General features: G+C 46.4%; 24 protein-coding genes. 10 read left to right on the forward strand and 14 right to left on the reverse strand.

Annotated features, from left to right (window positions below; genetic code table 11):
• The first annotated feature begins 373 nt into the window (after positions 1 to 373).
• Positions 374 to 2,497 carry a TonB-dependent receptor gene (locus D2V93_RS04105; RefSeq protein WP_245978091.1) on the forward strand — a complete coding sequence of 708 codons (2,124 nt, stop codon included), beginning with the start codon at positions 374 to 376 and terminating at the stop codon, positions 2,495 to 2,497.
• A 33-nt stretch (positions 2,498 to 2,530) separates the two neighbouring features.
• Positions 2,531 to 3,532, forward strand: coding sequence for a Gfo/Idh/MocA family protein (locus D2V93_RS04110; RefSeq protein WP_119618499.1), 1,002 nt, complete (start codon positions 2,531 to 2,533; stop codon positions 3,530 to 3,532).
• On the opposite strand, the gene D2V93_RS04115 is transcribed toward D2V93_RS04110, so the two are convergent.
• Entirely contained in the window at positions 3,533 to 3,970 is a 438-nt protein-coding gene (locus D2V93_RS04115) for a Rieske (2Fe-2S) protein (protein WP_072876830.1), read from the reverse strand.
• A 186-nt stretch (positions 3,971 to 4,156) separates the two neighbouring features.
• Between D2V93_RS04115 and greA the strand changes: the two genes are divergently transcribed.
• The gene (greA, locus tag D2V93_RS04120) at positions 4,157 to 4,633 is read left to right on the forward strand and encodes a transcription elongation factor GreA (RefSeq protein WP_072875994.1); all 477 of its coding nucleotides are present in this window, start codon (positions 4,157 to 4,159) and stop codon (positions 4,631 to 4,633) included.
• Between the two features lie 67 nt (positions 4,634 to 4,700).
• A complete protein-coding gene (locus tag D2V93_RS04125; protein WP_072875992.1) occupies positions 4,701 to 5,090 on the forward strand; it encodes an HIT family protein in 390 nt (129 codons plus the stop codon).
• On the opposite strand, the gene D2V93_RS04130 is transcribed toward D2V93_RS04125, so the two are convergent.
• Together D2V93_RS04130 and D2V93_RS04135 are read right to left on the reverse strand one after the other, a co-directional pair.
• Positions 5,087 to 5,437, reverse strand: coding sequence for a hypothetical protein (locus D2V93_RS04130; RefSeq protein ID WP_072875990.1), 351 nt, complete (start codon positions 5,435 to 5,437; stop codon positions 5,087 to 5,089). The two genes, D2V93_RS04125 and D2V93_RS04130, sit on opposite strands and share 4 nt — an antisense overlap.
• A gap of 8 nt (positions 5,438 to 5,445) precedes the next feature.
• A complete protein-coding gene (locus D2V93_RS04135) occupies positions 5,446 to 6,597 on the reverse strand; it encodes a sensor histidine kinase (RefSeq protein WP_119618500.1) in 1,152 nt (383 codons plus the stop codon).
• A gap of 123 nt (positions 6,598 to 6,720) precedes the next feature.
• On the opposite strand from D2V93_RS04135, the gene D2V93_RS04140 reads away from it, so the two are divergent.
• Positions 6,721 to 7,098 (forward strand): DUF3127 domain-containing protein, encoded by a 378-nt coding sequence (locus D2V93_RS04140; protein ID WP_072875986.1) that lies wholly within the window; start codon positions 6,721 to 6,723, stop codon positions 7,096 to 7,098.
• A 187-nt stretch (positions 7,099 to 7,285) separates the two neighbouring features.
• Positions 7,286 to 7,897 (forward strand): leucyl/phenylalanyl-tRNA--protein transferase, encoded by a 612-nt coding sequence (aat, locus tag D2V93_RS04145; protein ID WP_083569554.1) that lies wholly within the window; start codon positions 7,286 to 7,288, stop codon positions 7,895 to 7,897.
• On the opposite strand, the gene D2V93_RS04150 is transcribed toward aat, so the two are convergent.
• Genes D2V93_RS04150 through D2V93_RS04160 form a run of 3 tightly spaced genes read right to left on the reverse strand, consistent with a single transcriptional unit; the run spans position 7,868 to position 9,672 of the window.
• Positions 7,868 to 8,554 (reverse strand): DUF2490 domain-containing protein, encoded by a 687-nt coding sequence (locus tag D2V93_RS04150; RefSeq protein ID WP_119618501.1) that lies wholly within the window; start codon positions 8,552 to 8,554, stop codon positions 7,868 to 7,870. The two genes, aat and D2V93_RS04150, sit on opposite strands and share 30 nt — an antisense overlap.
• Positions 8,541 to 9,068, reverse strand: coding sequence for a hypothetical protein (locus D2V93_RS04155; protein WP_245978090.1), 528 nt, complete (start codon positions 9,066 to 9,068; stop codon positions 8,541 to 8,543). The genes D2V93_RS04150 and D2V93_RS04155 overlap by 14 nt, the downstream gene beginning before the upstream one ends.
• A gap of 40 nt (positions 9,069 to 9,108) precedes the next feature.
• On the reverse strand, positions 9,109 to 9,672 hold the full coding sequence (locus D2V93_RS04160) for a DNA-3-methyladenine glycosylase I (RefSeq protein WP_119618503.1): 564 nt from the start codon (positions 9,670 to 9,672) through the stop codon (positions 9,109 to 9,111).
• 185 nt (positions 9,673 to 9,857) lie between these two features.
• Here D2V93_RS04160 and D2V93_RS04165 point away from each other — a divergent pair, with 185 nt between their 5' ends.
• Positions 9,858 to 10,478 (forward strand): thioredoxin family protein, encoded by a 621-nt coding sequence (locus D2V93_RS04165; RefSeq protein ID WP_119618504.1) that lies wholly within the window; start codon positions 9,858 to 9,860, stop codon positions 10,476 to 10,478.
• On the opposite strand, the gene D2V93_RS04170 is transcribed toward D2V93_RS04165, so the two are convergent.
• The 5 genes from D2V93_RS04170 to D2V93_RS04190 form a co-directional block, all read right to left on the reverse strand.
• Positions 10,461 to 11,186 carry a hypothetical protein gene (locus D2V93_RS04170; protein ID WP_313791103.1) on the reverse strand — a complete coding sequence of 242 codons (726 nt, stop codon included), beginning with the start codon at positions 11,184 to 11,186 and terminating at the stop codon, positions 10,461 to 10,463. The two genes, D2V93_RS04165 and D2V93_RS04170, sit on opposite strands and share 18 nt — an antisense overlap.
• 28 nt (positions 11,187 to 11,214) lie before the next feature.
• A complete protein-coding gene (truB, locus tag D2V93_RS04175; RefSeq protein ID WP_119618505.1) occupies positions 11,215 to 11,904 on the reverse strand; it encodes a tRNA pseudouridine(55) synthase TruB in 690 nt (229 codons plus the stop codon).
• Positions 11,905 to 11,938: 34 nt separating this feature from the next.
• A complete protein-coding gene (locus D2V93_RS04180) occupies positions 11,939 to 12,733 on the reverse strand; it encodes an undecaprenyl-diphosphate phosphatase (RefSeq protein ID WP_119618506.1) in 795 nt (264 codons plus the stop codon).
• Position 12,734: 1 nt separating this feature from the next.
• Positions 12,735 to 12,998: a DUF3098 domain-containing protein gene (locus tag D2V93_RS04185; RefSeq protein WP_119618507.1), complete on the reverse strand. Its 264-nt coding sequence runs from the start codon at positions 12,996 to 12,998 to the stop codon at positions 12,735 to 12,737.
• Between the two features lie 100 nt (positions 12,999 to 13,098).
• Positions 13,099 to 13,977, reverse strand: coding sequence for a cell division protein FtsX (locus D2V93_RS04190; RefSeq protein WP_119618508.1), 879 nt, complete (start codon positions 13,975 to 13,977; stop codon positions 13,099 to 13,101).
• A 214-nt stretch (positions 13,978 to 14,191) separates the two neighbouring features.
• On the opposite strand from D2V93_RS04190, the gene D2V93_RS04195 reads away from it, so the two are divergent.
• From D2V93_RS04195 to D2V93_RS04205, 3 genes are all read left to right on the forward strand, one after another.
• On the forward strand, positions 14,192 to 17,269 hold the full coding sequence (locus D2V93_RS04195; protein WP_119618509.1) for a leucine--tRNA ligase: 3,078 nt from the start codon (positions 14,192 to 14,194) through the stop codon (positions 17,267 to 17,269).
• Positions 17,270 to 17,649: 380 nt separating this feature from the next.
• Positions 17,650 to 18,750 (forward strand): alanine dehydrogenase, encoded by a 1,101-nt coding sequence (gene ald / locus D2V93_RS04200; protein WP_119618540.1) that lies wholly within the window; start codon positions 17,650 to 17,652, stop codon positions 18,748 to 18,750.
• Positions 18,751 to 18,842: 92 nt separating this feature from the next.
• Positions 18,843 to 19,544, forward strand: coding sequence for a zinc metallopeptidase (locus tag D2V93_RS04205; RefSeq protein ID WP_119618510.1), 702 nt, complete (start codon positions 18,843 to 18,845; stop codon positions 19,542 to 19,544).
• Between the two features lie 66 nt (positions 19,545 to 19,610).
• Here D2V93_RS04205 and D2V93_RS04210 read toward each other — a convergent pair whose 3' ends face one another.
• The 3 genes from D2V93_RS04210 to D2V93_RS04220 form a co-directional block, all read right to left on the reverse strand.
• Positions 19,611 to 20,129, reverse strand: coding sequence for a ferritin (locus tag D2V93_RS04210; RefSeq protein WP_119618511.1), 519 nt, complete (start codon positions 20,127 to 20,129; stop codon positions 19,611 to 19,613).
• Positions 20,130 to 20,248: 119 nt separating this feature from the next.
• Positions 20,249 to 20,569, reverse strand: coding sequence for a hypothetical protein (locus D2V93_RS04215; protein WP_119618512.1), 321 nt, complete (start codon positions 20,567 to 20,569; stop codon positions 20,249 to 20,251).
• A gap of 38 nt (positions 20,570 to 20,607) precedes the next feature.
• Entirely contained in the window at positions 20,608 to 21,078 is a 471-nt protein-coding gene (locus D2V93_RS04220; RefSeq protein ID WP_119618513.1) for an Lrp/AsnC ligand binding domain-containing protein, read from the reverse strand.
• Between the last annotated feature and the right edge of the window lie 7 nt (positions 21,079 to 21,085).

The raw sequence follows: 21,085 nt of genomic DNA on the forward strand, positions 1-21,085 counted from the left end.
AAAAGTTAAATTTTCCCGATTTATTTTTATGAAAAGTGGACTCGGCACACTACATTTGCCCCATCTCAAAGGGGTGCTTTTTTCACGAAAGGCTGAGATTATACCCAATGAACCTGGGCGGGTAATGCCGCCAAGGGATTGCGCAAGGCGCATCTTGGAATTTCTATGTTTCTTTTGAAACAAAAATCAATTTATCAACAAGAATAATGACCCCTTTTATTCGTAACATTTTTTACGAATGAAACTGCTTTATTCAATCAGTAAGCCCATGACCGCTGGGTTGGAATGCGGTCCAACGCGACCGACAAAGAACCACGGGAGCAACATCAAAACCTTAGTGGCAACATTGGCCCTTTCCGGATTCGCATCCACCATGGGCGCACAGGAAGCGCAGACCGATTCCCTGGAAGGAAAAAAAGTCGTGCTGGATGAGGTCTTGGTACAGGCCATTAGGGTGACCAAGGAATTTCCCATCACCTTTTCCAACTTGAACCAGGAGGAAATGGCTTCCAGGAACCTAGGACAGGATGTGCCCATTCTGATGAACTTTATGCCTGCGGTAGTGACCACTTCCGATGCAGGAGCTGGGGTGGGATACACCAGCATCCGAGTCCGGGGTAGTGATGCCACACGGGTAAACGTGACCATCAATGGCGTGCCCTATAACGATGCCGAATCGCAGGGTACGTTTTGGGTGAACATGCCCGATTTTGCCTCTTCCACCCAAAGTCTTCAATTGCAAAGGGGTGTGGGGACCTCTACCAACGGGGCAGGGGCTTTCGGTGCAAGCCTCAACGTCCTCACCGATGCGTTTTCCGAGGAAGCCTATGCCAAGGTCTCATCATCCGTGGGGAGTTTCAACACGCTGCGGAACAATGTGAAGTTCAGCACCGGTATCTTGAACGATCATTTTGAATTTTCGGGAAGGTTGTCCCGGATCACTTCCGATGGGTATGTGGACAGGGCGGCTTCTGAACTGGACGCCTATTTCCTGCAAGGGGTTTATAAGGACGAAAACACCCTTATAAAGGCACTGCTCTTTGGAGGGCACGAGATTACCTATCAAGCTTGGGACGGGGTCACCGCCCAACAATTGGAGGAGGACCGAACGTTCAATCCTGTGGGGGAGTACACCGATGCCAACGGACAGACCAGGTTCCATGACAACGAAGAGGACAATTACAAGCAAGATCATTTTCAACTGCACTGGAGTGAGACTTTGAGTGATGAGTGGAGCACCAATCTGGCCTTCCACTATACACGTGGACGAGGTTTTTTTGAACAGTACCGCGATGAGGATGATTTTGCCGATTATGGATTGGAGCCCATCACTGTGGACGGGGAAGAGGTCAGCACCACAGATTTGATCCGTAGGCGTTGGTTGGAAAATGATTTTTACGGGACCGTCTTCTCGGCCACTTACCACAAAAACGCACTCCGAGTGATCTTGGGGGGAGGGTATAACGAGTATAAAGGTGATCATTTTGGGGAGATCATTTGGGCACGTTTTGCCAGCAACAGTGATATTCGGGACCGATATTATGACGACAGCTCCACCAAGACCGATCTTAATGTGTATGCCAAGGCCAACTATCAGCTCAACAGCAAATGGTCTGTTTTTGGCGATCTGCAATACCGAGGGGTTGGCTATGAGGCCAATGGGGAGGATACCGGATTGGTCGATGATACCTTTGATTTTTTCAACCCCAAGGCCGGCGTCACTTTTGATTTGGATCGAAACAACAATTTCTATCTTTCCTATGCCAGGGCCAGCAGGGAGCCCAACCGTAACGATTACGAAAGTGGGAGCCCAAAACCTGAGCATCTGAACGATTTTGAATTGGGATGGCGCTATGTTTCCCCCAATTTCCAATTGAATACCAATGTATACTATATGAGGTACAAGGACCAGTTGGTGTTAACCGGAGAGCTCAACGATGTGGGGGCGCCCTTGAGGTCCAACGTGGGGGACAGTTATCGCTTGGGTCTGGAAATGGATGCCAACATCAAACTGGGCCAAAAGTTCATGCTCAGGCCCAATATCGCCCTTAGCGACAATCGAAACCTCGACTTTTATTTCCAAAGGGACGGGGAACTACAGGATTTGGGGAATACCAACATAGCCTATTCCCCAAAGATCGTGGCAGGCAATATTCTGGCCTTTCAGCCCAATCAAAACCTACAGTTGTCCCTACTGTCCAAATTTGTGGGCAAGCAGTACATGGGCAATATTGATTCGGAAAATTCCACTTTGGACAGTTATACCCAGACCGATTTCAATGTGCAATATGTCATCAGGGCCAACTCCTTTTTTAAGAGCATTGTGTTGTCTGGTCTGGTGAACAACATTTTCGATGCCGATATTGTTTCCAACGGATATTTTTACACTTATGATGATGATTTTTCCAACCCAGGAACCATCACCACCATCGAGGAAGCCAGGTATTATCCTCAGGCAGGAATCAACTTTTTGTTGGGGGCCACCATTGTTTTTTAAAACCTAGTGAATGGGATTCTGTACTTTTATAATATGGCAGAATCCCATTTTCTTTTTCCTGAAAGCAGACCCCTTCGCTGGGGCATCATTGGTTGTGGCAGTGTGGCCGAAAAAAAGAGTGTTCCAGCCTATGTGAACACTCCTGATTTTGAAGTACGAATGGTCATGCGCCGCAATGCGGAGAAGGCAAAGGACTATGCCCGGAGGCACAAAATAGCCCAATGGACCACCAATGCGGATGAGGTAATTGCCCATCCGGAGATAGATGCCATCTACATAGCCACACCACCCGACTCCCATAAATTTTATGCCCTTAAAGTGGCCGCTGCTGGGAAACCGTGCTGCATCGAAAAGCCCTTGGCGCCCAATTATGCAGACAGTCTTGCCATTTATGATGCATTCCGGGCAAAGGACATTCCACTATTTGTGGCCTATTACCGTCGTTCGCTTCCCAGGTTCCTTAAGGTGAAGCAATGGCTGGATGAAGGCCTGATCGGGAAAGTACGGCACATTCATTGGCAAAAGACGAAGCCACCCAGTGATTTAGATCTGAGTGGCGAACACAATTGGCGCACGGACAGTAAAGTGGCACCCGGAGGGTATTTTGATGATTTGGCGAGCCACGGGCTGGATCTGTTCACCTTTCTGTTGGGGGACATTCAAACGGCCCACGGGATTGCATTGAACCAACAAGGGCTATATTCCGCTCACGATACGGTTTCTGGGACTTGGCTGCACGAAGGGGGTATCACCGGAACCGGTTTCTGGAACTTTGGCTCTTTTCAAAGGGTCGATAACGTGGAGATTTTGGGTTCTGGAGGAAAAATCAGCTTTGCGGTTTTGGACGAGGCCCCTTTGATCTTGGAAAATGATTCAGGGCAACAGTTCCTCGAAATCCCCCATCCAGATCATGTGCAACAATTTCATGTGGAAAACATCAGGGAACACCTGTTGGGAAGAACAATCCACCCATCCACCGGAAAAACGGGATTGCACACCAGTTGGGTCATGGACCGGATTTTGGGAAACAGCTGATCAGTTGGAGATGACCACCACATTCCCACTCTGTGTGGCCCTGTAATATAGTAGGTCATGATATCTTTTGCCGTCGTTCGGCCTGTCCAATTGCTGTCCCGTGAATAGGTTATAGGTATAGCCTTCACAGCTGCACACCACATTCTGCCCATCAATGGTCATGGTGGAGCAATCATTGGGGGTATGGTTGGGGCAACTGGCCTCAAAGGCATAGTAGCTGTCCAAGCTGGATTTGATCACAAAAGCACCGCGGGTGCCCACACCGCTGTTTCCCACATACACAGGATTGCCTATGGTATTGAGATTGCTGTACAAGGGCAGGTTGAGGTTCAGTTCAAACCGGAAATTTACCTCCTGTAAATAGGGATTTCGGTTGGTACTATCTGAACTACAGGATAATAGCAAAAAAAGAAGACAAAGGCTCCAGAAGTATTTCATAGCTGTATTTTCAATGGGCTCCTTCAGCAAAGTTGAACAAAAATTACCTATATTTGCGTTAAATCCTCGCAAAAACCATGCAGGTCATGGGAATCGTTGAGGATTTTTTGTATTTGTAAAGAAAGAGACCATTGGGGAAATTTTTTTGATTTTCTTCGATGTCCCTTTGCATTAAAACATCACGATATGAGCAAGATATCTTATTATACCGCTGAAGGACTAAAGAAGTTGAGGGACGAGCTGAACCAGCTAAAGGATGTGGAGCGTCCCAAGGCATCCCAGGCCATTGCAGAGGCCAGGGACAAAGGAGATCTCTCCGAGAATGCCGAATATGATGCTGCAAAGGAAGCACAGGGCCTCTTGGAAATGAAGATTTCCAAAATGGAGGAAACCTTGGCCAATGCCCGATTGATCGATGAATCACAATTGGACAACTCAAAGATACTGGTGCTGTCGACCGTAAAGTTGAAAAACCAGGCCAATGGTATGGTCATGAAATATACCTTGGTGGCCGAAAGCGAGGCCGATCTAAAGACCGGAAAGATATCCGTTACCTCCCCGATAGGAAAAGGGTTGTTGGGAAAATCAGTGGGCGACATGGCAGAGATCAAGGTGCCGAATGGAACCTTGAAACTAGAAGTTTTGGAGATTACCAGGGAGTGACAACGATTAAAATCTGTATATTTAATCCCGTCCCACGACGGGATTTTTAGTTAAAAACCAAATCAAGATGGCCAGTATTTTTGCCAAGATCATCAATGGGGAGATTCCCAGCCATAAAATAGTCGAAGACGAGGACAACTTCGCCTTTTTGGACATCAACCCAAATTCCAAAGGGCATACCCTATGTGTCCCCAAAAAGGAAGTGGACAAAATATGGGACTTGGACGAGGAGTCCTATAACAAACTCATGTCGTTTTCACGAAAAGTGGCCATTGCCCTGGAAAAAGCCGTTCCCTGCAAGCGGGTCGGCATGACCGTCATTGGTCTCGAAGTGCCCCATGTGCACGTGCATCTTATTCCCTTGCAGAGCATGGCGAACGCAACCTTTCAGCACAAGGAAAAATTGACCACAGAAGAATTTGAGGCCGTGGCCGAAGCCATTCGGTCCCACCTCTAAATTGTACCCTGAATAAAAAAGTATGCAGCTCCCGCCACTAGGCAGAGCAGCAATGCCACAATGATGAAGAACAAGGTGGTAAAGCGCACCGACTTTCGGTCAGGGGCCACCAGTTTGTTGTAATACTCATAGACCCTTTCTATGTCTGGGGTCCAGTTCACCGGATAAATGATGGAATTGCACTTGTTGCACTTGAGCTCGTGGGTCACCTCATTGGTCGTTCTGTGGTAGAGAGCACCATAGGTGTGTTTTTGATAGAAGGTAAGCTTTAGTTCCTGATTATAACATTCGGGGCAGTTATTGGTAATCTCAGCTTCCTTTATTACGAGTTTTTTTTCCTTTGCCATGGCTCATTTCATTTTTCATTTGCTCTTAGGGAAATTTGCATGATTGTTCCTTCTTTACTAGACGAAAATACTTTAATTTTTCCTTTATGGTATTCTTCCACGATTCTTTTTACCAGTGAAAGTCCTAATCCCCAACCTCTTTTCTTGGTGGTCACCCCAGGATTAAAAATGTTCTGGAAGTCACTTTTTGCGATTCCATGACCTGTATCCGAAACCAAAATGTTGACCGTCTGTCCCTTTTTCTCGATCTGTATGGCGATGTTCCCTTTGCCCTTCATGGCATCGATTCCATTTTTTACCAAGTTTTCAATGCTCCAGTTGTACAACGGGGGATTCAGCAGTACAGGGGCTTCCTCCACATTGCTGCTGAAAGAGAAGTGTACCAGCTTGGAGCTCCTTTGTTTCAAGTAGTCGTAGGCCTTTTTGGTTTCCTCCACAATGTCGTGTACATGCAGTTCCGGGATGGAGCCTATTTTGGAAAAACGCTCCGTAATGGTCTGCAGGCGGTCAATGTCCTTCGCAATTTCCTTGGTCACATCCGGGTTGATGTCCTCGGTCTTCAACAGCTCGTTCCAACCCATGAGAGATGTCAGCGGGGTGCCGATCTGGTGTGCGGTCTCCTTGGCCATTCCTGCCCAAAGCTTGTTCTGTTCCGAGGCCTTATTGGTCTTGAAGAAAAAGAAAATGACCGTGCCGAACAGACATATGATGAGCAGTAGCGCAAGGGGGTAGTACTTCAATTTGTTGAGTACCTCGGAGTTTCCGTAGTAGAGTGTTTCCAGCAGTTCATCTTCCTGGATGATCTGTATGGGCTCGTTCTCGTTCTTGAACTGCTCTATTTTTTGTTGGATATAGATGCTATCGGCAATCTTATCTTTGGCAATGTTGTGCGTTTTATAGGACCCCTCCTCATTGACCAAGATCATGGGAGTGGACGTATTGTTGGCCATCACCTTCAAGGTGAGGTTGCCCAGTTCTTGGTCCACCGGGGACTGGATGAGCTCCAACTGGGCCGTGGCCCATATTTCCATTTTCAAACGCTCTTCTTCCTTGAACTTTCTGAAAAAACTGTTGGTGTTCCACAAAATCAAGCTCACAATGATGAATGCAGATATCAACAAGGTAATATTGGAAGCTTTCCTTTGGGGGCTGAAGTTCATTGTTGGCGGAATTGTGTTTTAAAGATAGCGGAAAATGGAAAACATGTTGATAGTTAGTTAGCATAACGGGTTTTCAATAGGATTCATTTTATGTACTTTTGAAATTCAACAAAAATTAACATAATGGAAGTTCAGGGAAAAATCAAGATGATCGATGATACCAAAACCTTCGGAAGCAATGGTTTTAGGAAAAGAGAGGTTGTGGTGACCACGGAAGAGCAATATCCCCAGCATATTTTGGTGGAGTTTGTACAGGACAAATGTGATTTGTTGGATAGCTATAATGTGGGCCAAGCCGTGAAGATAAGCATCAACCTTAGGGGCAGGGAATGGGTGAACCCTCAGGGAGAAACCAAATATTTCAACTCCATCCAGGGATGGCGCATCGAGAACCTACAGGCTGAGACCGGCAACAGTAACATGCCCCCTGTTCCTCCCATGGAAGCCTTTGAGCCTGCGGACGACCTCAATGAGGAGGATCACGACGACCTTCCGTTCTAAAAAAGCCAACCATCTTTCCTTTTAAGGAAACAACATTTTTCATAAAAGCCCAACCTGAGAAAGAGGAAGGGCTTTCTCTTTTCTGTTCCATTGCTTATTTTTAGGATAAAACAGTATTGTGGAAAACTACGGGAGCAAATTTCCGCTACATTTTTTAGGGAAACGGTTGGAGTTTCCCCCAGTAGAGATGGCCAATGAGGATGGCCTTCTCGCTGTGGGCGGTGACCTGTCGCCCGAAAGACTTCTTTTGGCCTATAAAAGCGGTATTTTTCCTTGGTTCAATGACGATGCCCTTATCCTCTGGTGGAGTCCGGATCCCAGAATGGTGCTTTTCCCGGATAAAATAAAAATATCCAAGAGCATGCGAAAGGAGTTGCGGAGCGACAAGTTCAGGCTCACCCAAAACACCTGTTTTGAAAAAGTGATGGAGCACTGCGCCCAGGTGGAACGGAAAGGACAGCATGGGACATGGATTACCCCAGAGATGAAAACGGCCTATTTTGATCTACACAATAAGAAAATTGCCCGATCCTACGAGGTTTGGGAGGAAGACCAACTGGTGGGAGGACTCTATGGCGTGGACCTGGGCCATGTATTCTGTGGGGAAAGCATGTTCAGTTTAAGGCCCAATGCCTCCAAATACGCCTTTATCAAAATGGCACAGGAACTGGAGAAAAAAAGTTACAAGCTCATTGATTGCCAAGTTCATACCGATCATTTGGAAAGCCTTGGTGCCGAATTGATCCCAAGAAATAGGTTTATGGAAATTTTACAGGGACAATTGGGCACTGGTGAGTAAAAATACCACATTTTGGGGCTGCCCTGACGTGAATTCCTCCATACGGTATTCCACACCGGCCTGAAGCTTTAGCCCGCCGTCCAGTTGCCACCCTATCTGTCCGCTCAGCCTGGCATCGTATTGGGAAGAAGTGCCTTTGGCCACACTGAGCAAGTTTTCAAAACTGCCCACAAAGTAAGGCTCCCCAAGGTCCAACTTTTCGCCCATCAATGGAAAATCCACTGCGAAACGGTATCGGAACCTGTGGGTGGTGAGTGATTCGGTGATGCGCTGCTCCGACCGGAACCGATGACCATAACGGACGGACAGAGGCTTGCTGGTCACGTTGTACTGCTGAGTGAGTCGAAGTTCGTTATCGCCACCATCAAAATTGTTCCTGAACCGATACTGTATGCCCAAAGCTATGCTTTGATTGTCTTTTATCTTGAGTGTTGAAAAATGGACCAGATCAATCTGTCTTATTTTCAACAATACTTCGCTGTCCTCAATGATATAATTTCGGTTGGCCACCGAAAAATTATGCGAATAGATCCCGGTGACATCATAATTCAGTGCAAATTGAGGTTGCCAATAACCAGTGAGGTTGTCTTGGGCATGGATGGCGCCGAAGAACAAAAAGAAGAAAAGAAGGGAAGGCCATTTTTCAATATAGGACATGATCGTAGCTTGGGGGGAGTGATTTACGGATATGGATCAGGGTACCTTCGGCGTTGAACAGGGCCTCATAGGTTTGGAACCCTTTGTCTTTTTTGGCAGAAAAAACAAATTCATAATTGATGTAGGGCAAAATCAGGTTTTGGAAGGCCTCGTGCAACATTTTTTGGGGATCACGGTCGTTCAGCGGATATTGCTGTTGGATTTTTTTGATATGGAACTTGGGATATTCCATATGGAGGTGGTCCATAATCGCATTCCAGGAATCTTTGGGCATGTCCCTTTCCTTGATGATAAATTCCACATCTTCCAATTTCCCTTGTTCACTGAACTCCACACTATAGTGCAGCCTCCCTTTCTTGAACTTGGCCTCGTAGCTTTTTTTGGTGCTGTCCATTTCTTGGTAGAAGCGTATTCTTTTGGCATTTGTCAGATATTCCTCGATTTGGGAAAATGCCACATCAGGGAATTGCGTCCTGTCAATCCTAAATTCTTGTTCGCGCTTTTCTTGGGACATTGCCCAAAAGGGTAGAAAGAGCAGCAATAATAGACCAGCCCTACACTTCATGATATCTAAAACAATGGATTTCATGATCGTTCACCATACCAGTGGCCTGCATGTGGGCATAGACCACGGTACTTCCCACAAACTTGAAGCCGCGTTTTTTCAGGTCTTTGCTGATGGCATCGGAAATAGGGGTCGTTGCAGGAGCATGCCTGTAATTTTCCAGTGTATTTTTGATGGGACTGCCGTCCACGAATCCCCAGATATAGTTGCTGAAACTTCCAAACTCTTTTTGGATTTCCATAAACGCAACTGCATTCGACACGGTGGCGTGTACTTTCAATTTGTTGCGGATGATGCCCGGGTCTTCCAAAAGGGCATCGATCTTGGGCTGTTTGTAGGTTGCAATTTTTTTATAATCGAACTGGTCAAAGGCCTTGCGGAAATTATCGCGTTTCCTTAGTACGGTGATCCAACTCAGTCCCGCCTGGAAGGTCTCCAAGGTCAAAAATTCGAAGAGAAGGTCATCGTCTTTTACTGGAACACCCCATTCCGTATCATGATATGCTTCATACAAGGGGTCGCCAACGCACCACCCACACCTGTGTTTTTCCATAGAAAAAATTTGACCATAAAGATAGTGACTATAAAATTGAGATGGACGGCTGGATTATTCACAAATACAGAATGGAACAAGAATTATTTTACTTGGTTTGCAAGGTTTTCATAAAAAGGGCTACCAATGACAAAAGTCACAAAATGGGCCATTGGCCCATTGTATTTTTGAAAAAATAAATCTGTATGGAAGTCATCGAAAAAGATAGGTTGTCATTGGCTGAAGAAGCCCTTTCCAAAGGAAAGGATTATCAAGAATATCGTGAACGGGTACATAGATTGGCCGAGGAGGGCAAGACCACGGGACCGGAACAGTCAGAGGCCCGTATCAATTTTACCCAACTCAACGACCAACGTATGCGCCGATGGGAGAAAACTTTTAAGATGCCGGAAGATGTACACGAAAAGCTTTCCAAATTGGATTCAAAACTGGTCTTCTTGGTGTTGACGGAGAGTTGGTGCGGGGATGCCGCTGCCAGCTTGCCCATCATGGACCAAATAGCCAGGAAAGCTAAAAATATAGAACTAAAGATTGTTCTCCGGGATGAAAACCTAGAGCTTATGGATGCCTTTTTGACCAAAGGGAGCCGTTCCATTCCCAAGCTCATCGTTTTGGACAAGAACAAGGAGCAAATTGTGGGAGAGTGGGGCCCTAGACCCAGTGTCGCCACGGAAATGGTAGAGGCGTTCAAGGCAGCGCATGGCAAACTGACCGATGGATTCAAACAGGACCTCCAAGTTTGGTACAACAAGGACAAGGGCAAAAATATCCTCGGCGATATCCTACAACTACTTGCTCTGGAATAAATAGGTGATGGTCCCGATTTGCGAACTTTTGGAATCGGGGCTGAAACGCGCCTTTAGTGCATAGTTGATGGCGTTGTCCACCAAACAGCCGTTGCTGGTCGTGGAACTTTTGTCGTTAAAACTGGCATCCGTGACATAGCCATTGGAATCCACGTTGATGTTGATGACCACCTTTCCGCCTTCGATACAGGTATAAATGGGCGGTGGCAACGAGTAGGCATTTCTTTCCACAAGGGAGTAGGAAATGGAGGTACGTTTATCCTTTAAATAGTTGGTGAACTCTTCTTTTTGGGCATCACGCTCGCCCAATTTTTGTTTTTTTTCGTCCCGTTGCTGCCGGAGCTGCTTCAACTGGCTCGAAAAACTGTCGTCTCCGGAATATTCCCCAGTCTCACTGCTCAGAGCCCTTTCTTCGATAAGTTCTTCCAAGGTTTTCAGGGGTTCGGGGTTCCCGACGGTAGGTTTTGCCGTTTCGTTCAGGGCCATGTGGCTTTTGATGGGGTCACTGTTGGCAGCTAGCTCCTCCAACTTTTTTTCTTCCTCTTCGAGCAACTTTTCTATGTCCTCATCGGCCAAGCTCATTTCAATGACGTATTCATCCTCTTTCATCCCGCCCAAGTGAATGTTGAACAACAACAGGATCACAATGGCCATGGAAAAGAAGGTGATCAAGAGTGATAATTGGCTTCTGTTCAGGTTCATGGTCATACTATAACCGCATTTTTCAAAAAATATTTTACTCCAGACTTTCTTTGAAAGTTAAAGGGCTGGTAGCATTATTTACGTTGAAATCCCCTATTTTGGTTCTTCTGAGGGCTGAAAGATAGGCACCTGAGCCCAATGCCTTGCCAAAATCATGGGCCAGGGAGCGGATGTAGGTCCCTTTGCTGCAAATCACCCTGAAATCGACCTCGGGGAGGGCGATTCTGGTAATTTCAAATTCCAAGAGTGTTATTTTTCTTGGTTTTATGTCCACTTCTTTGCCTTCCCGCGCCAGTTCATAGAGCCGTTTGCCGTCTTTTTTCAATGCGGAGAATACCGGGGGGACCTGTGCTATCTCCCCCAAAAATTGATTTGCGGTCTCTTTAATGGCCGTCTCGGTGATATGTTCGGTGGGGAAAGTCTGGTCCACCTCGGTTTCCAGGTCATAGGAAGGCGTAGTGGAGCCTAGGGTGAACGTACCCGTATATTCCTTTACTTGGCCTTGGAGTTCAGGGATTTTCTTGGTGTACTTTCCGGTACAGATGACCAGCAGACCGGTGGCCAATGGATCCAAGGTGCCGGCATGGCCAATCTTTATCTTCTTGAGATTGAATTTTTTCCGGATGGCCCACTTTAAGGCATTTACGGCTTGGAACGAACTCCATTCCAAAGGTTTATCGATCAGAAGGATCTGACCGTTCAAAAAATCTTCTTTGGTCTTCAAAAGCTAAGCTTTGGGTTTTGACAAAGGTACTGATCTATCCCCAAATGCTCCAAGCCACGGCAATAAGCCCAACGATGAAACAATAGATGGCAAAATAGGTAAGCTTGCTTTGGCGAACCAGTTTGATCATCCAGGTACAGGCGGCCAATCCGGCAATGAAGGCAGCGATGAACCCTGCGCCCATGGCCACGGCCTGGTCCCCATGAAAATTGATCTCGCCCCCCATAAGGTCTTTGGCCACTTTGCCCAAGATCAACGGAACCACCATCAAAAACGAAAAACGAGCGGATTTGGTCTTGTCAACGCCCAATAGCACGGCCGCGGAAATCGTGGCCCCACTTCGGGAAATGCCGGGCAGGATGGCTACGGCCTGGGCCATACCGATGGCAAAGGAACTCCGGAAAGACACCCCTTTGTCCGTGGTCTTGGCCATGTCGGCCAAATAGAGCAAAATGGCAGTGATGATGAGCATGATCCCTACAATGATAATGGCACCATCAAAAAATACTTCAATAAAATCATTTAAGAAGAGCCCGACCAATGCCGCGGGAATCATGGAAATGATGATTTTGAGGGAAAATTGGGTCTGTTCGTTCCATTTGAATTGGAAAAGACCCTTAAAAATTTCGAGAATATCCTTTCGAAACACCACAATGGTGCTCAATGCCGTGGCAAAGTGCAGGATCACCGTGAACAAAAGACTTTCTTCGGGAAGGGCATTCGCTCCCAATATGGCTTTTCCCAATTCCAAATGGCCGCTGGAAGACACGGGCAGGAATTCTGTCAATCCTTGAATGATACCAAGGATGATCGCATCTATCAACTCCAAATCAGTGCTTGTTTTTATTGGGGTTCAACAAAATGGCATATACTTGGATGCCGAGGCCGATCAATACCAAAGTGGGGGCCAAACGGATCCGTCTAAAATTGTAGATCTCTGGGTTGAAGACATTGGGATCATCGCTCCCGCCACCACTCATCAAAATAAAACCCAGGGCAATGAAGGCAATGCCGATAAAAAGAAAGAGGTAATTTTTCTTTTGGAAAACAAACTCCTTGTTGGGTTTTTGATCGTTGTTGTTTTTCTTGCTCATGGCACAAATTTAATCAAAACTTTCCCATAATAAGTGCAAAATCAATCCAGTGGAGAAAGGAGTCTCGCATCTTTCAGCGGAGCGGCCCAATATCTTTTGTCTAATAGTACAGATGGTCCGTCCTCAGATTGAGGAAACGTTGGGTCGCAAAATGGGTGCTGGCCCATGAGATGGCAACCCCCAATCCGAACACGCCCACAAATAGGAGGATAAGGATGGGGTAGTCATCCAAGAGGTTCAGTTCCGGGAAATTTTTGTTGAGGTAGTACAGTAAAATGCCTAGGGAAATGAGGGCCACCAAGGCCCCGATCATGCCCAGTTTGATATTGGTCCAGATGAACGGCCTTCGGATAAATTTTTTGGTCGCCCCGACCATTTGCATTGTCTTGATAATGAATCGCTTGGAGTAAATGGACAAGCGTATGGAGCTGTTGATGAGCAAAACCGCAATGACGGTGAAAATGATACTGGCCACCAAGATCCAAAGCCCTATTTTTCGGGCGTTGTCATTGAGCAGTTCTATCAAGGGCTTGTCGTAGCTCACTTCGTCCACATAGGTTTTTTCCGCTATCCCTTCGGCAATCTCGGTGATCTGTTCCGGGGACACAAAATCCGCTTTCAAGTGCACATCGATGGAATTTTTAAGGGGATTGTATCCCAAAAACTCCACAAAATTCTCACCAATGTCCTCACTGTACTGTTCCGCGGCATCCTCTTTTGAAATATATTCGGCGGATTTGGTGTATTCGGCCAAGGCCAGACTTTTTTGCAATTGATCGATCTCTACGGGCTTGGCACTGTCCTTCAGGAATACGGAAATGGTGATCTGCTCCTTGAAATGGTCGACCAGCTTCTTGGTGTTCAGCACCAAAAGACCAAGCGCACCGAGAAGGAACAACACAAGTCCAATGCTCAGTACCACGGAAAAGTAGGAGGAGATCAGTTTTCTTCGCTGATATCTTTCAATATATTGGCTCATAGAGTGGAATCAATATGTAAAAATAGAAAAGTAAATTGTATTTAGGGGATTAAACCTATTTTTGCAACTCGAAAAGAGATACAGTTTATTGTCATTTCGAGTCCTGATAATTTAGGGCGAGAAATCTCTTCCAATATGTTTGAGACATCTCGACCAGAGTTTGCCCTGAGCGTAGTCGATGGGCTCGATGTGACAAATTACCTAAAGAAGTATGATGAACTACGATTTCCGTGAAATTGAAGCCAAGTGGCAGAAGTATTGGGCAGAGAATGAAACCTTTAAGGCTTCCAACCACTCCGACAAACCCAAGTTCTATGCGCTGTCCATGTTTCCCTATCCATCTGGGGCGGGACTGCATGTAGGGCACCCACTGGGTTATATTGCCACGGATATCTATTCGCGCTACAAAAGGCACAAAGGGTTCAACGTGCTGCACCCCATGGGTTACGATTCCTTCGGATTGCCTGCGGAACAGTATGCCATCCAAACTGGACAGCATCCTGCGATAACGACCGAGAACAACATTAAAAGATATCGGGAGCAGTTAGATCAATTGGGCTTTTCCTTCGACTGGAGCCGTGAGGTGCGTACTTCCAACCCACACTATTACAAATGGACACAGTGGATTTTTATCCAATTGTTCAATTCATGGTACAATAAAACATCCGATAAGGCAGAAAATATTGAAACCTTGGTTTCCGTATTTGAAAAAGAGGGCAATGCGAATGTCCAGGCTGCCTGTGACGAGGACACCCCTATTTTTTCTGCGGAAGACTGGAATGGCTTTTCAGCAAAGACAAAACAAGAGCTCCTTTTAAAATACAGGTTGACCTATTTGGCGGATACCGAAGTGAACTGGTGTCCGGCTTTGGGCACCGTTTTGGCCAATGATGAGATCGTTAACGGCGTTTCGGAACGCGGGGGCCACCCTGTGATCCGTAAAAAAATGACGCAGTGGAGCATGCGTATCACCGCCTATGCCCAGCGTTTGTTGGACGGACTGGACAACATCGACTGGCCACAACCCTTGAAGGATTCCCAAACCAACTGGATCGGTCGCTCTGAAGGGGCATCAGTTACTTTTAATGTATTGGACGCTGAGCGTAGTCGAAGCGACAACAATGTGATTTCGGGTGACAATATCACTTCGAGCGCAGTCGAGAAATCTCAAAAAGAGGTGATTTCGACTCCGCTCAATCACCCCTACCAAATAGAAGTCTTCACCACCCGCCCCGATACCATTTTTGGGGTGAGTTTTATGACCTTGGCCCCGGAACATGAATTGGTGGCCAAAATTACGACACCCGAACAAAAAGCTGAGGTCGAAGCCTATGTGGAAGCCACTGCCAAGCGTTCCGAGCGGGACCGTATGGCCGATGTGAAAACCGTTTCTGGTGTCTTTACCGGAGCCTATGCAGAGCATCCATTTACCAAGGAGCCTATTCCGATCTGGATAGGGGACTACGTGTTGGCCAGCTATGGAACAGGTGCCGTGATGGCCGTTCCGTGTGGCGACCAGCGCGACTATGATTTTGCGAAACACTACAACATACCCATCCCCAATATTTTTGAGGGTGTGGATATTTCAGAAGAGGCATTTGCCGACAAGGAAAGTACGATTATTGCCAATTCAGACTTTTTGAATGGACTTTCCTATAAAGAAGCTACCAAAAAAGCAATTGCAGAACTGGAAAAAATAGGTCACGGCAAGGGCAAGGTGAATTATCGCCTTCGGGATGCGGTGTTCAGCCGTCAGCGGTATTGGGGAGAACCTTTCCCTGTATATTATGTGGACGGGATGCCGCAGATGATCGACTTGGAACATTTGCCGTTGGAATTGCCCGAAGTGGAAAAATACCTTCCCACTGAAACAGGCGAACCACCCTTGGGCAATGCCACCCATTGGGCCTGGGACGCTAAGAACAAAAAAGTAGTTTCCAATGACCTTGTCACCCTGAGCGCAGTCGAAGGGTCGGACAAGGGGGATGGGATGCTGAATCAAGTTCAGCATGACGGGATCTATCCTTTGGAATTGAACACCATGCCGGGTTGGGCGGGAAGTTCCCAATACTTTAATAGGTATATGGATCCCCGAAACAACGAGGCCATTTTCTCCAAGGAAGCCATTGACTATTGGCAAGATGTGGATCTCTATATTGGTGGTAGCGAGCACGCCACGGGCCACTTGTTGTATTCCCGTTTTTGGCAGCACTTTATGTTCGATAGGGGCTATGTGCCCAAAGCGGAATATGCTAAAAAGCTGATCAACCAAGGGATGATCACGGGGACGAGTGCTTTTGTTTATAGAATACATACATTAAACAGAAAAGCCTATTTCGTTTCTAAAAACCTTTTTGACCATGAAAAGAATGCTTTGTATGGTTATGAATTAGAAAAGTTGGTGCAAATTGAATTTGATAATCCTGAAGAGCGGGATTTGATGTATAAAATTCAAGCGCTACATGCTGAAGTTTCTATGATTAATTCTGCCGATGAATTGAATATAGAGGCATACAAAAGTTGGATTCCAGAATTTAAGGATGCTACTTTCATTCTTGAAGATGGAAAATATATTGTAGGTCGGGAAGTCGAAAAAATGTCCAAATCCAAATACAATGTCGTTAACCCTGATGCCATTTGTGAGGAGTATGGAGCGGATTCCCTTCGCTTGTATGAAATGTTCTTGGGCCCGTTGGAGCAATCCAAACCTTGGAACACGGCAGGTATCACCGGAGTATCTTCCTTTTTGAAGAAACTTTGGAAGCTCTATACGCCCTTTTTCGATTCGGACGCTGAGCGTAGTCGAAGCGTCACCGAAGCGGAACCCACCGCCGACAACCTAAAAACCCTGCACAAGACCATCAAAAAGGTGGAGGAGGATATCGAGCACTTTTCGTTTAATACTTCGGTGTCCACCTTTATGATCTGTGTAAACGAACTCACGGCACAAAAATGTACCAGCAGGGCCATTTTGGAACCCTTGGCCGTCTTGGTGTCGCCCTATGCGCCGCACATTGCCGAAGAGCTTTGGGAGCGATTGGGCCATACCAAGTCCATTGCCGAGGTGCCTTTCCCCAAGTTCGAAGGAAAGTACTTGGTGGAGAGCAGCAAGGAATATCCTATTTCCTTTAATGGCAAAATGCGGTTCAAACTTGAATTTCCAACGGACATGGACAGCATGGCGATCGAAGCCGCCGTGTTGGCCCATGAAAAGACGCAGGAACAGTTGCAGGGCCGAGCTCCCAAAAAGGTGATCGTGGTACCGGGCAAGATCGTCAATATAGTAGGATAGCTATAAAATGGATTTTTGGAGAATCTTTTTGTCGTCATTCCGAATTTATTTCGGAATCTCATCCATATCTATAAATAGTTTAATGAGAACCTGAAACAAGTTCAGGTTGACGAAAAATTTAGCCTTTCCATAAATAAGGACAGTCCTTAAAAATGCACGCTTTTCGGCGTGCATTTTTATTTCATATCCGTTTAACCCCAAAAAAATACAGGGTAATTCAATTTAAAAACAGTAAAAAATAAAATAACCCCTATAAAAAATAGGGTATAAAGTTAAAAAAACATCATTTATGACTGTTGACCCCTACTTTTTGTCGATTTTATTTCTTGGATTCTGTTTTTTATATCACCTTTGGGGCATTAACTACAAAACATATCAAAATGATAGTAGGGGTACCAAAGGAAATCAAGAACAACGAAAGTCGGGTTGGGATGACACCAGCCGGGGTTTTTGAATTGGTAAAGAACAACCACACCGTATATGTACAGTCCGGAGCGGGCGAAGGGAGTGGTTTTTTCAATCACGATTACCAGCGGGCCGGGGCCACTATTTTGGATACCATCGGTCAGGTGTATGCCATGAGCGATATGATCGTAAAGGTCAAGGAGCCCATCGCCGAGGAATATGCACTCATCCAAAAAGGGCAGATCGTGTTTACCTACTTCCATTTTGCATCCAGCGAGGCCCTCACCAAGGCCATGATCGAGAGTAAATCCATTTGTATTGCCTACGAAACGGTGGAAGATGAGGATGGGACCCTTCCACTGCTCACCCCCATGTCCGAAGTTGCCGGAAGGATGGCCATTCAACAAGGGGCCAAATACCTCGAAAAACCTGTAAAGGGGCGCGGAGTGCTCTTGGGCGGGGTACCCGGTGTGGCGCCAGGGCGTGTTTTGGTACTCGGAGCAGGTGTAGTGGGCATTCAGGCTGCTAAAATGGCAGCGGGACTTGGGGCCCATGTGACCATATTGGATGTCAACATGAAACGCCTACGCCATGTGAACGACATTATGCCACCACACGTAGTCACCGAATTTTCGAACGAATTCAATATCAGAAAACATATAAAGACCCACGACTTGATTATAGGCGGAGTTCTCCTGAAAGGGGCCAAAGCACCCAACCTGATCACCAGGGATATGCTCAAGGACATGCGTCCGGGCACGGTGATCGTTGATGTTGCCGTGGACCAAGGAGGTTGTGTGGAGACCACCAGGCCTACCACCCACGAGAACCCTACCTATATCGTTGATGATGTGGTCCATTACTGTGTAGCCAATATGCCAGGGGCAGTGCCTTATACTTCTACAGTTGCCTTGACGAATGTAACACTGCCCTATGTGCTAAAACTGGCCAATACAGGATGGCGAACCGCCTGCAAACTGGACAAGTCCCTGGGCAAGGGATTGAACATTGTGGAAGGCGATATCGTTTACAAAGAGATAGCCAAGGCGTTCCAATGGGAGCCGGTCTTGGCCTGAAACTTACATTTTGTCAGATAAAAGGCCCCGTCAAATATTGGCGGGGTTTTTGCTTTAATATGGTATATTTATGATACCAAAATAGAAAAGCTATGATGACATATTATATATTGATAGGTGCCATCGCACTGGTCAGCTGGTTGGTCAGCAATCAATTGAAGAGCAAGTTCAAGAAATATTCACAAGTGCACCTGCGCAATGGGATGAGCGGTGCCGAGATTGCCCAAAAAATGTTGGACGACCATGGAATCAGGGATGTCAAGGTCATTTCCACTCCAGGAATGTTGACGGATCATTACAATCCAAAGAACAGGACGGTCAACCTGAGCGAAGGGGTCTATAATCAAAGGAATGCAGCCGCAGCAGCGGTGGCCGCCCACGAATGCGGGCATGCCGTACAGCATGCCCAAGCGTATGAGTGGCTGACCATGCGGTCCAAATTGGTGCCCGTGGTGAGCGTGACCTCTGGGATGTCCACTTGGGTGGTGTTCGGGGGTATCGCCTTGATGGCCGCGACAGGAGTGGCTGGTGGTATTGGATTTTACATTGCTGTGGCCGGATTGATCATGATGGGTTTTGCCACCTTGTTCAGTTTCATCACCCTTCCCGTGGAATACGATGCCAGTAAAAGGGCATTGGTGTGGTTGAAGCAAAAGAACATGGTGAGCCAACAGGAATATGCCGGGGCGGAAGATGCCCTGAAATGGGCGGCACGGACCTATTTGGTGGCCGCAATCGGTGCATTGGCATCCTTGCTTTACTGGGCGCTTCAGGTCTTTGGAAGTAGGGATTAAAAAATAGTATATCAACAAAAAAAGGGGCCTTTAGGCCCCTTTTTTATTTTATAGTTGGATGAAAAATTAATCGATCCATTTGGCAACTTGGTTGTCGATCATTTGAAGACCTACACCTTCCGTGCCTGTGATTTCGATCATATCCAAAATGTCCCTGATAGTGTTTTCTTCCTCGACCTGCTCCATAACGAACCAATCCAAGAACCGCTCCGTGGCAATGTCACCTATCTCCCTCGCTTTTTTCACGATGTTGTGGATGGACTTGGTCACGGCCACCTCATGTTCCAGCGTGCTTTCGAACACATCCACAATGGAGGAATAATCGTGGTTGATGTCCGTCACTTCTGGGGAAACAGGGCTACCTCCAGTGTCCACCAAAAAGTTGAATATCTTCATCATGTGCGCACGTTCTTCCTCTGTTTGTTTGAAGAAAAACTTGGCACTGGTAAAAAATCCGTTTTGTTCGCACCAAGATGCCATCGCCAAATAGGTGGCGGAGGCATGGGCTTCCATTTTTATCTGGGCATTGAGCATATCCATGGATTCCACTTTGATGCTCATGCTTTGTCTAGCTATATCTTTCATAATTGATTTTTTGAAGTTGTGTATAGTGTAAAAATACTGAATTTTCACGGCATACGAAGGCTAAGTATTTAATTTTAAGCCAATTTAAGACTGAATAAAAATAAGGAAAAAAGGTCGGATCAGGCGCTGACAAGCTCGCCTTCCGCGGATAGGCCCATGGCCACAAAACCCTGCTCTACCATTTTTTTAAGGTCCAAGATCTCAAAAGTGTTCAGGATAAAAAGATGTTCCTTGTTGCAGAGCATCAGTACTTCAAACCCGTGCTTGTTCAGGTCGCTATCGAAATGGCTCTCAATGGAAATGGACATGACCTTCTGCCGGAGCGATAACAACTGGCAAAGGGACATACGGACCATTTTCTGGCCAAAATCGACAAAGAAGCACCGTTGCTGGGTGTCTTGGTATAGGGTGTAATATGTGGATTGAACTATTACATTCATGGTCCAAATGTAATATTTATTTAGATTGAATACAAATATCAGATCTGTATTTGTCGATCAATTTGTTGGTTCAGGGAAATGAAGGTTTCGGTACGGGACACTCCTTCAATTTGTTGGATTTTTTTGTTGAGTACCTGCATAAGGTGTTCGTTGTCCCGGCAAAGCACTTTGATGAGGATGGACCAGTTACCCGTGGTATAATGGCATTCCAGGACTTCAGGAATCTTTTCCAGTTCTTTCACGGCCATGGGGTTGGACATGGCCTTGTCCAGAAAGATGCCGATGTAGGCCATGGTGGTGTAGCCTAAAACCCGTGGATTTATGATGAATTTGGAGCCTGTGAGGAGTCCTGCGCTTTCCAATTTGCGCAATCTTTGGTGTATGGCCGCCCCAGAAATGCCTATGCTGCGGGCTATTTCAAGGATGGGTCTGCGGGCATCCTCCATCAAAAATCTTAAGATTTTCTTGTCTATACCATCAATTTTCACCGAATTGTTATTGTTTTTCACATCAACA

The sequence above is a fragment of the Flagellimonas taeanensis genome (genome assembly GCF_003584105.1).
GTDB lineage: Bacteria > Bacteroidota > Bacteroidia > Flavobacteriales > Flavobacteriaceae > Flagellimonas > Flagellimonas taeanensis.

Excerpts from the sequence above, each read along its gene's own strand:
- D2V93_RS04190 (WP_119618508.1), bottom strand. The coding sequence starts at position 13,977 with ATGAGCCAATATATTGAAAGATATCAGCGAAGAAAACTGATCTCCTCC.
- D2V93_RS04135 (WP_119618500.1), bottom strand. The coding sequence starts at position 6,597 with ATGAACTTCAGCCCCCAAAGGAAAGCTTCCAATATTACCTTGTTGATA.
- D2V93_RS04195 (WP_119618509.1), top strand. The coding sequence starts at position 14,192 with ATGAACTACGATTTCCGTGAAATTGAAGCCAAGTGGCAGAAGTATTGG.
- D2V93_RS04105 (WP_245978091.1), top strand. The coding sequence starts at position 374 with ATGGGCGCACAGGAAGCGCAGACCGATTCCCTGGAAGGAAAAAAAGTC.
- D2V93_RS04150 (WP_119618501.1), bottom strand. The coding sequence starts at position 8,554 with ATGTCCTATATTGAAAAATGGCCTTCCCTTCTTTTCTTCTTTTTGTTC.
- D2V93_RS04140 (WP_072875986.1), top strand. The coding sequence starts at position 6,721 with ATGGAAGTTCAGGGAAAAATCAAGATGATCGATGATACCAAAACCTTC.
- greA (WP_072875994.1), top strand. The coding sequence starts at position 4,157 with ATGAGCAAGATATCTTATTATACCGCTGAAGGACTAAAGAAGTTGAGG.
- D2V93_RS04125 (WP_072875992.1), top strand. The coding sequence starts at position 4,701 with ATGGCCAGTATTTTTGCCAAGATCATCAATGGGGAGATTCCCAGCCAT.
- D2V93_RS04210 (WP_119618511.1), bottom strand. The coding sequence starts at position 20,129 with ATGAAAGATATAGCTAGACAAAGCATGAGCATCAAAGTGGAATCCATG.
- D2V93_RS04205 (WP_119618510.1), top strand. The coding sequence starts at position 18,843 with ATGATGACATATTATATATTGATAGGTGCCATCGCACTGGTCAGCTGG.
- D2V93_RS04215 (WP_119618512.1), bottom strand. The coding sequence starts at position 20,569 with ATGAATGTAATAGTTCAATCCACATATTACACCCTATACCAAGACACC.
- D2V93_RS04160 (WP_119618503.1), bottom strand. The coding sequence starts at position 9,672 with ATGGAAAAACACAGGTGTGGGTGGTGCGTTGGCGACCCCTTGTATGAA.
- D2V93_RS04185 (WP_119618507.1), bottom strand. The coding sequence starts at position 12,998 with ATGAGCAAGAAAAACAACAACGATCAAAAACCCAACAAGGAGTTTGTT.
- D2V93_RS04165 (WP_119618504.1), top strand. The coding sequence starts at position 9,858 with ATGGAAGTCATCGAAAAAGATAGGTTGTCATTGGCTGAAGAAGCCCTT.
- D2V93_RS04155 (WP_245978090.1), bottom strand. The coding sequence starts at position 9,068 with ATGTCCCAAGAAAAGCGCGAACAAGAATTTAGGATTGACAGGACGCAA.
- ald (WP_119618540.1), top strand. The coding sequence starts at position 17,650 with ATGATAGTAGGGGTACCAAAGGAAATCAAGAACAACGAAAGTCGGGTT.
- D2V93_RS04130 (WP_072875990.1), bottom strand. The coding sequence starts at position 5,437 with ATGGCAAAGGAAAAAAAACTCGTAATAAAGGAAGCTGAGATTACCAAT.
- D2V93_RS04110 (WP_119618499.1), top strand. The coding sequence starts at position 2,531 with ATGGCAGAATCCCATTTTCTTTTTCCTGAAAGCAGACCCCTTCGCTGG.
- D2V93_RS04115 (WP_072876830.1), bottom strand. The coding sequence starts at position 3,970 with ATGAAATACTTCTGGAGCCTTTGTCTTCTTTTTTTGCTATTATCCTGT.
- aat (WP_083569554.1), top strand. The coding sequence starts at position 7,286 with ATGGCCAATGAGGATGGCCTTCTCGCTGTGGGCGGTGACCTGTCGCCC.
- D2V93_RS04170 (WP_313791103.1), bottom strand. The coding sequence starts at position 11,186 with ATGACCATGAACCTGAACAGAAGCCAATTATCACTCTTGATCACCTTC.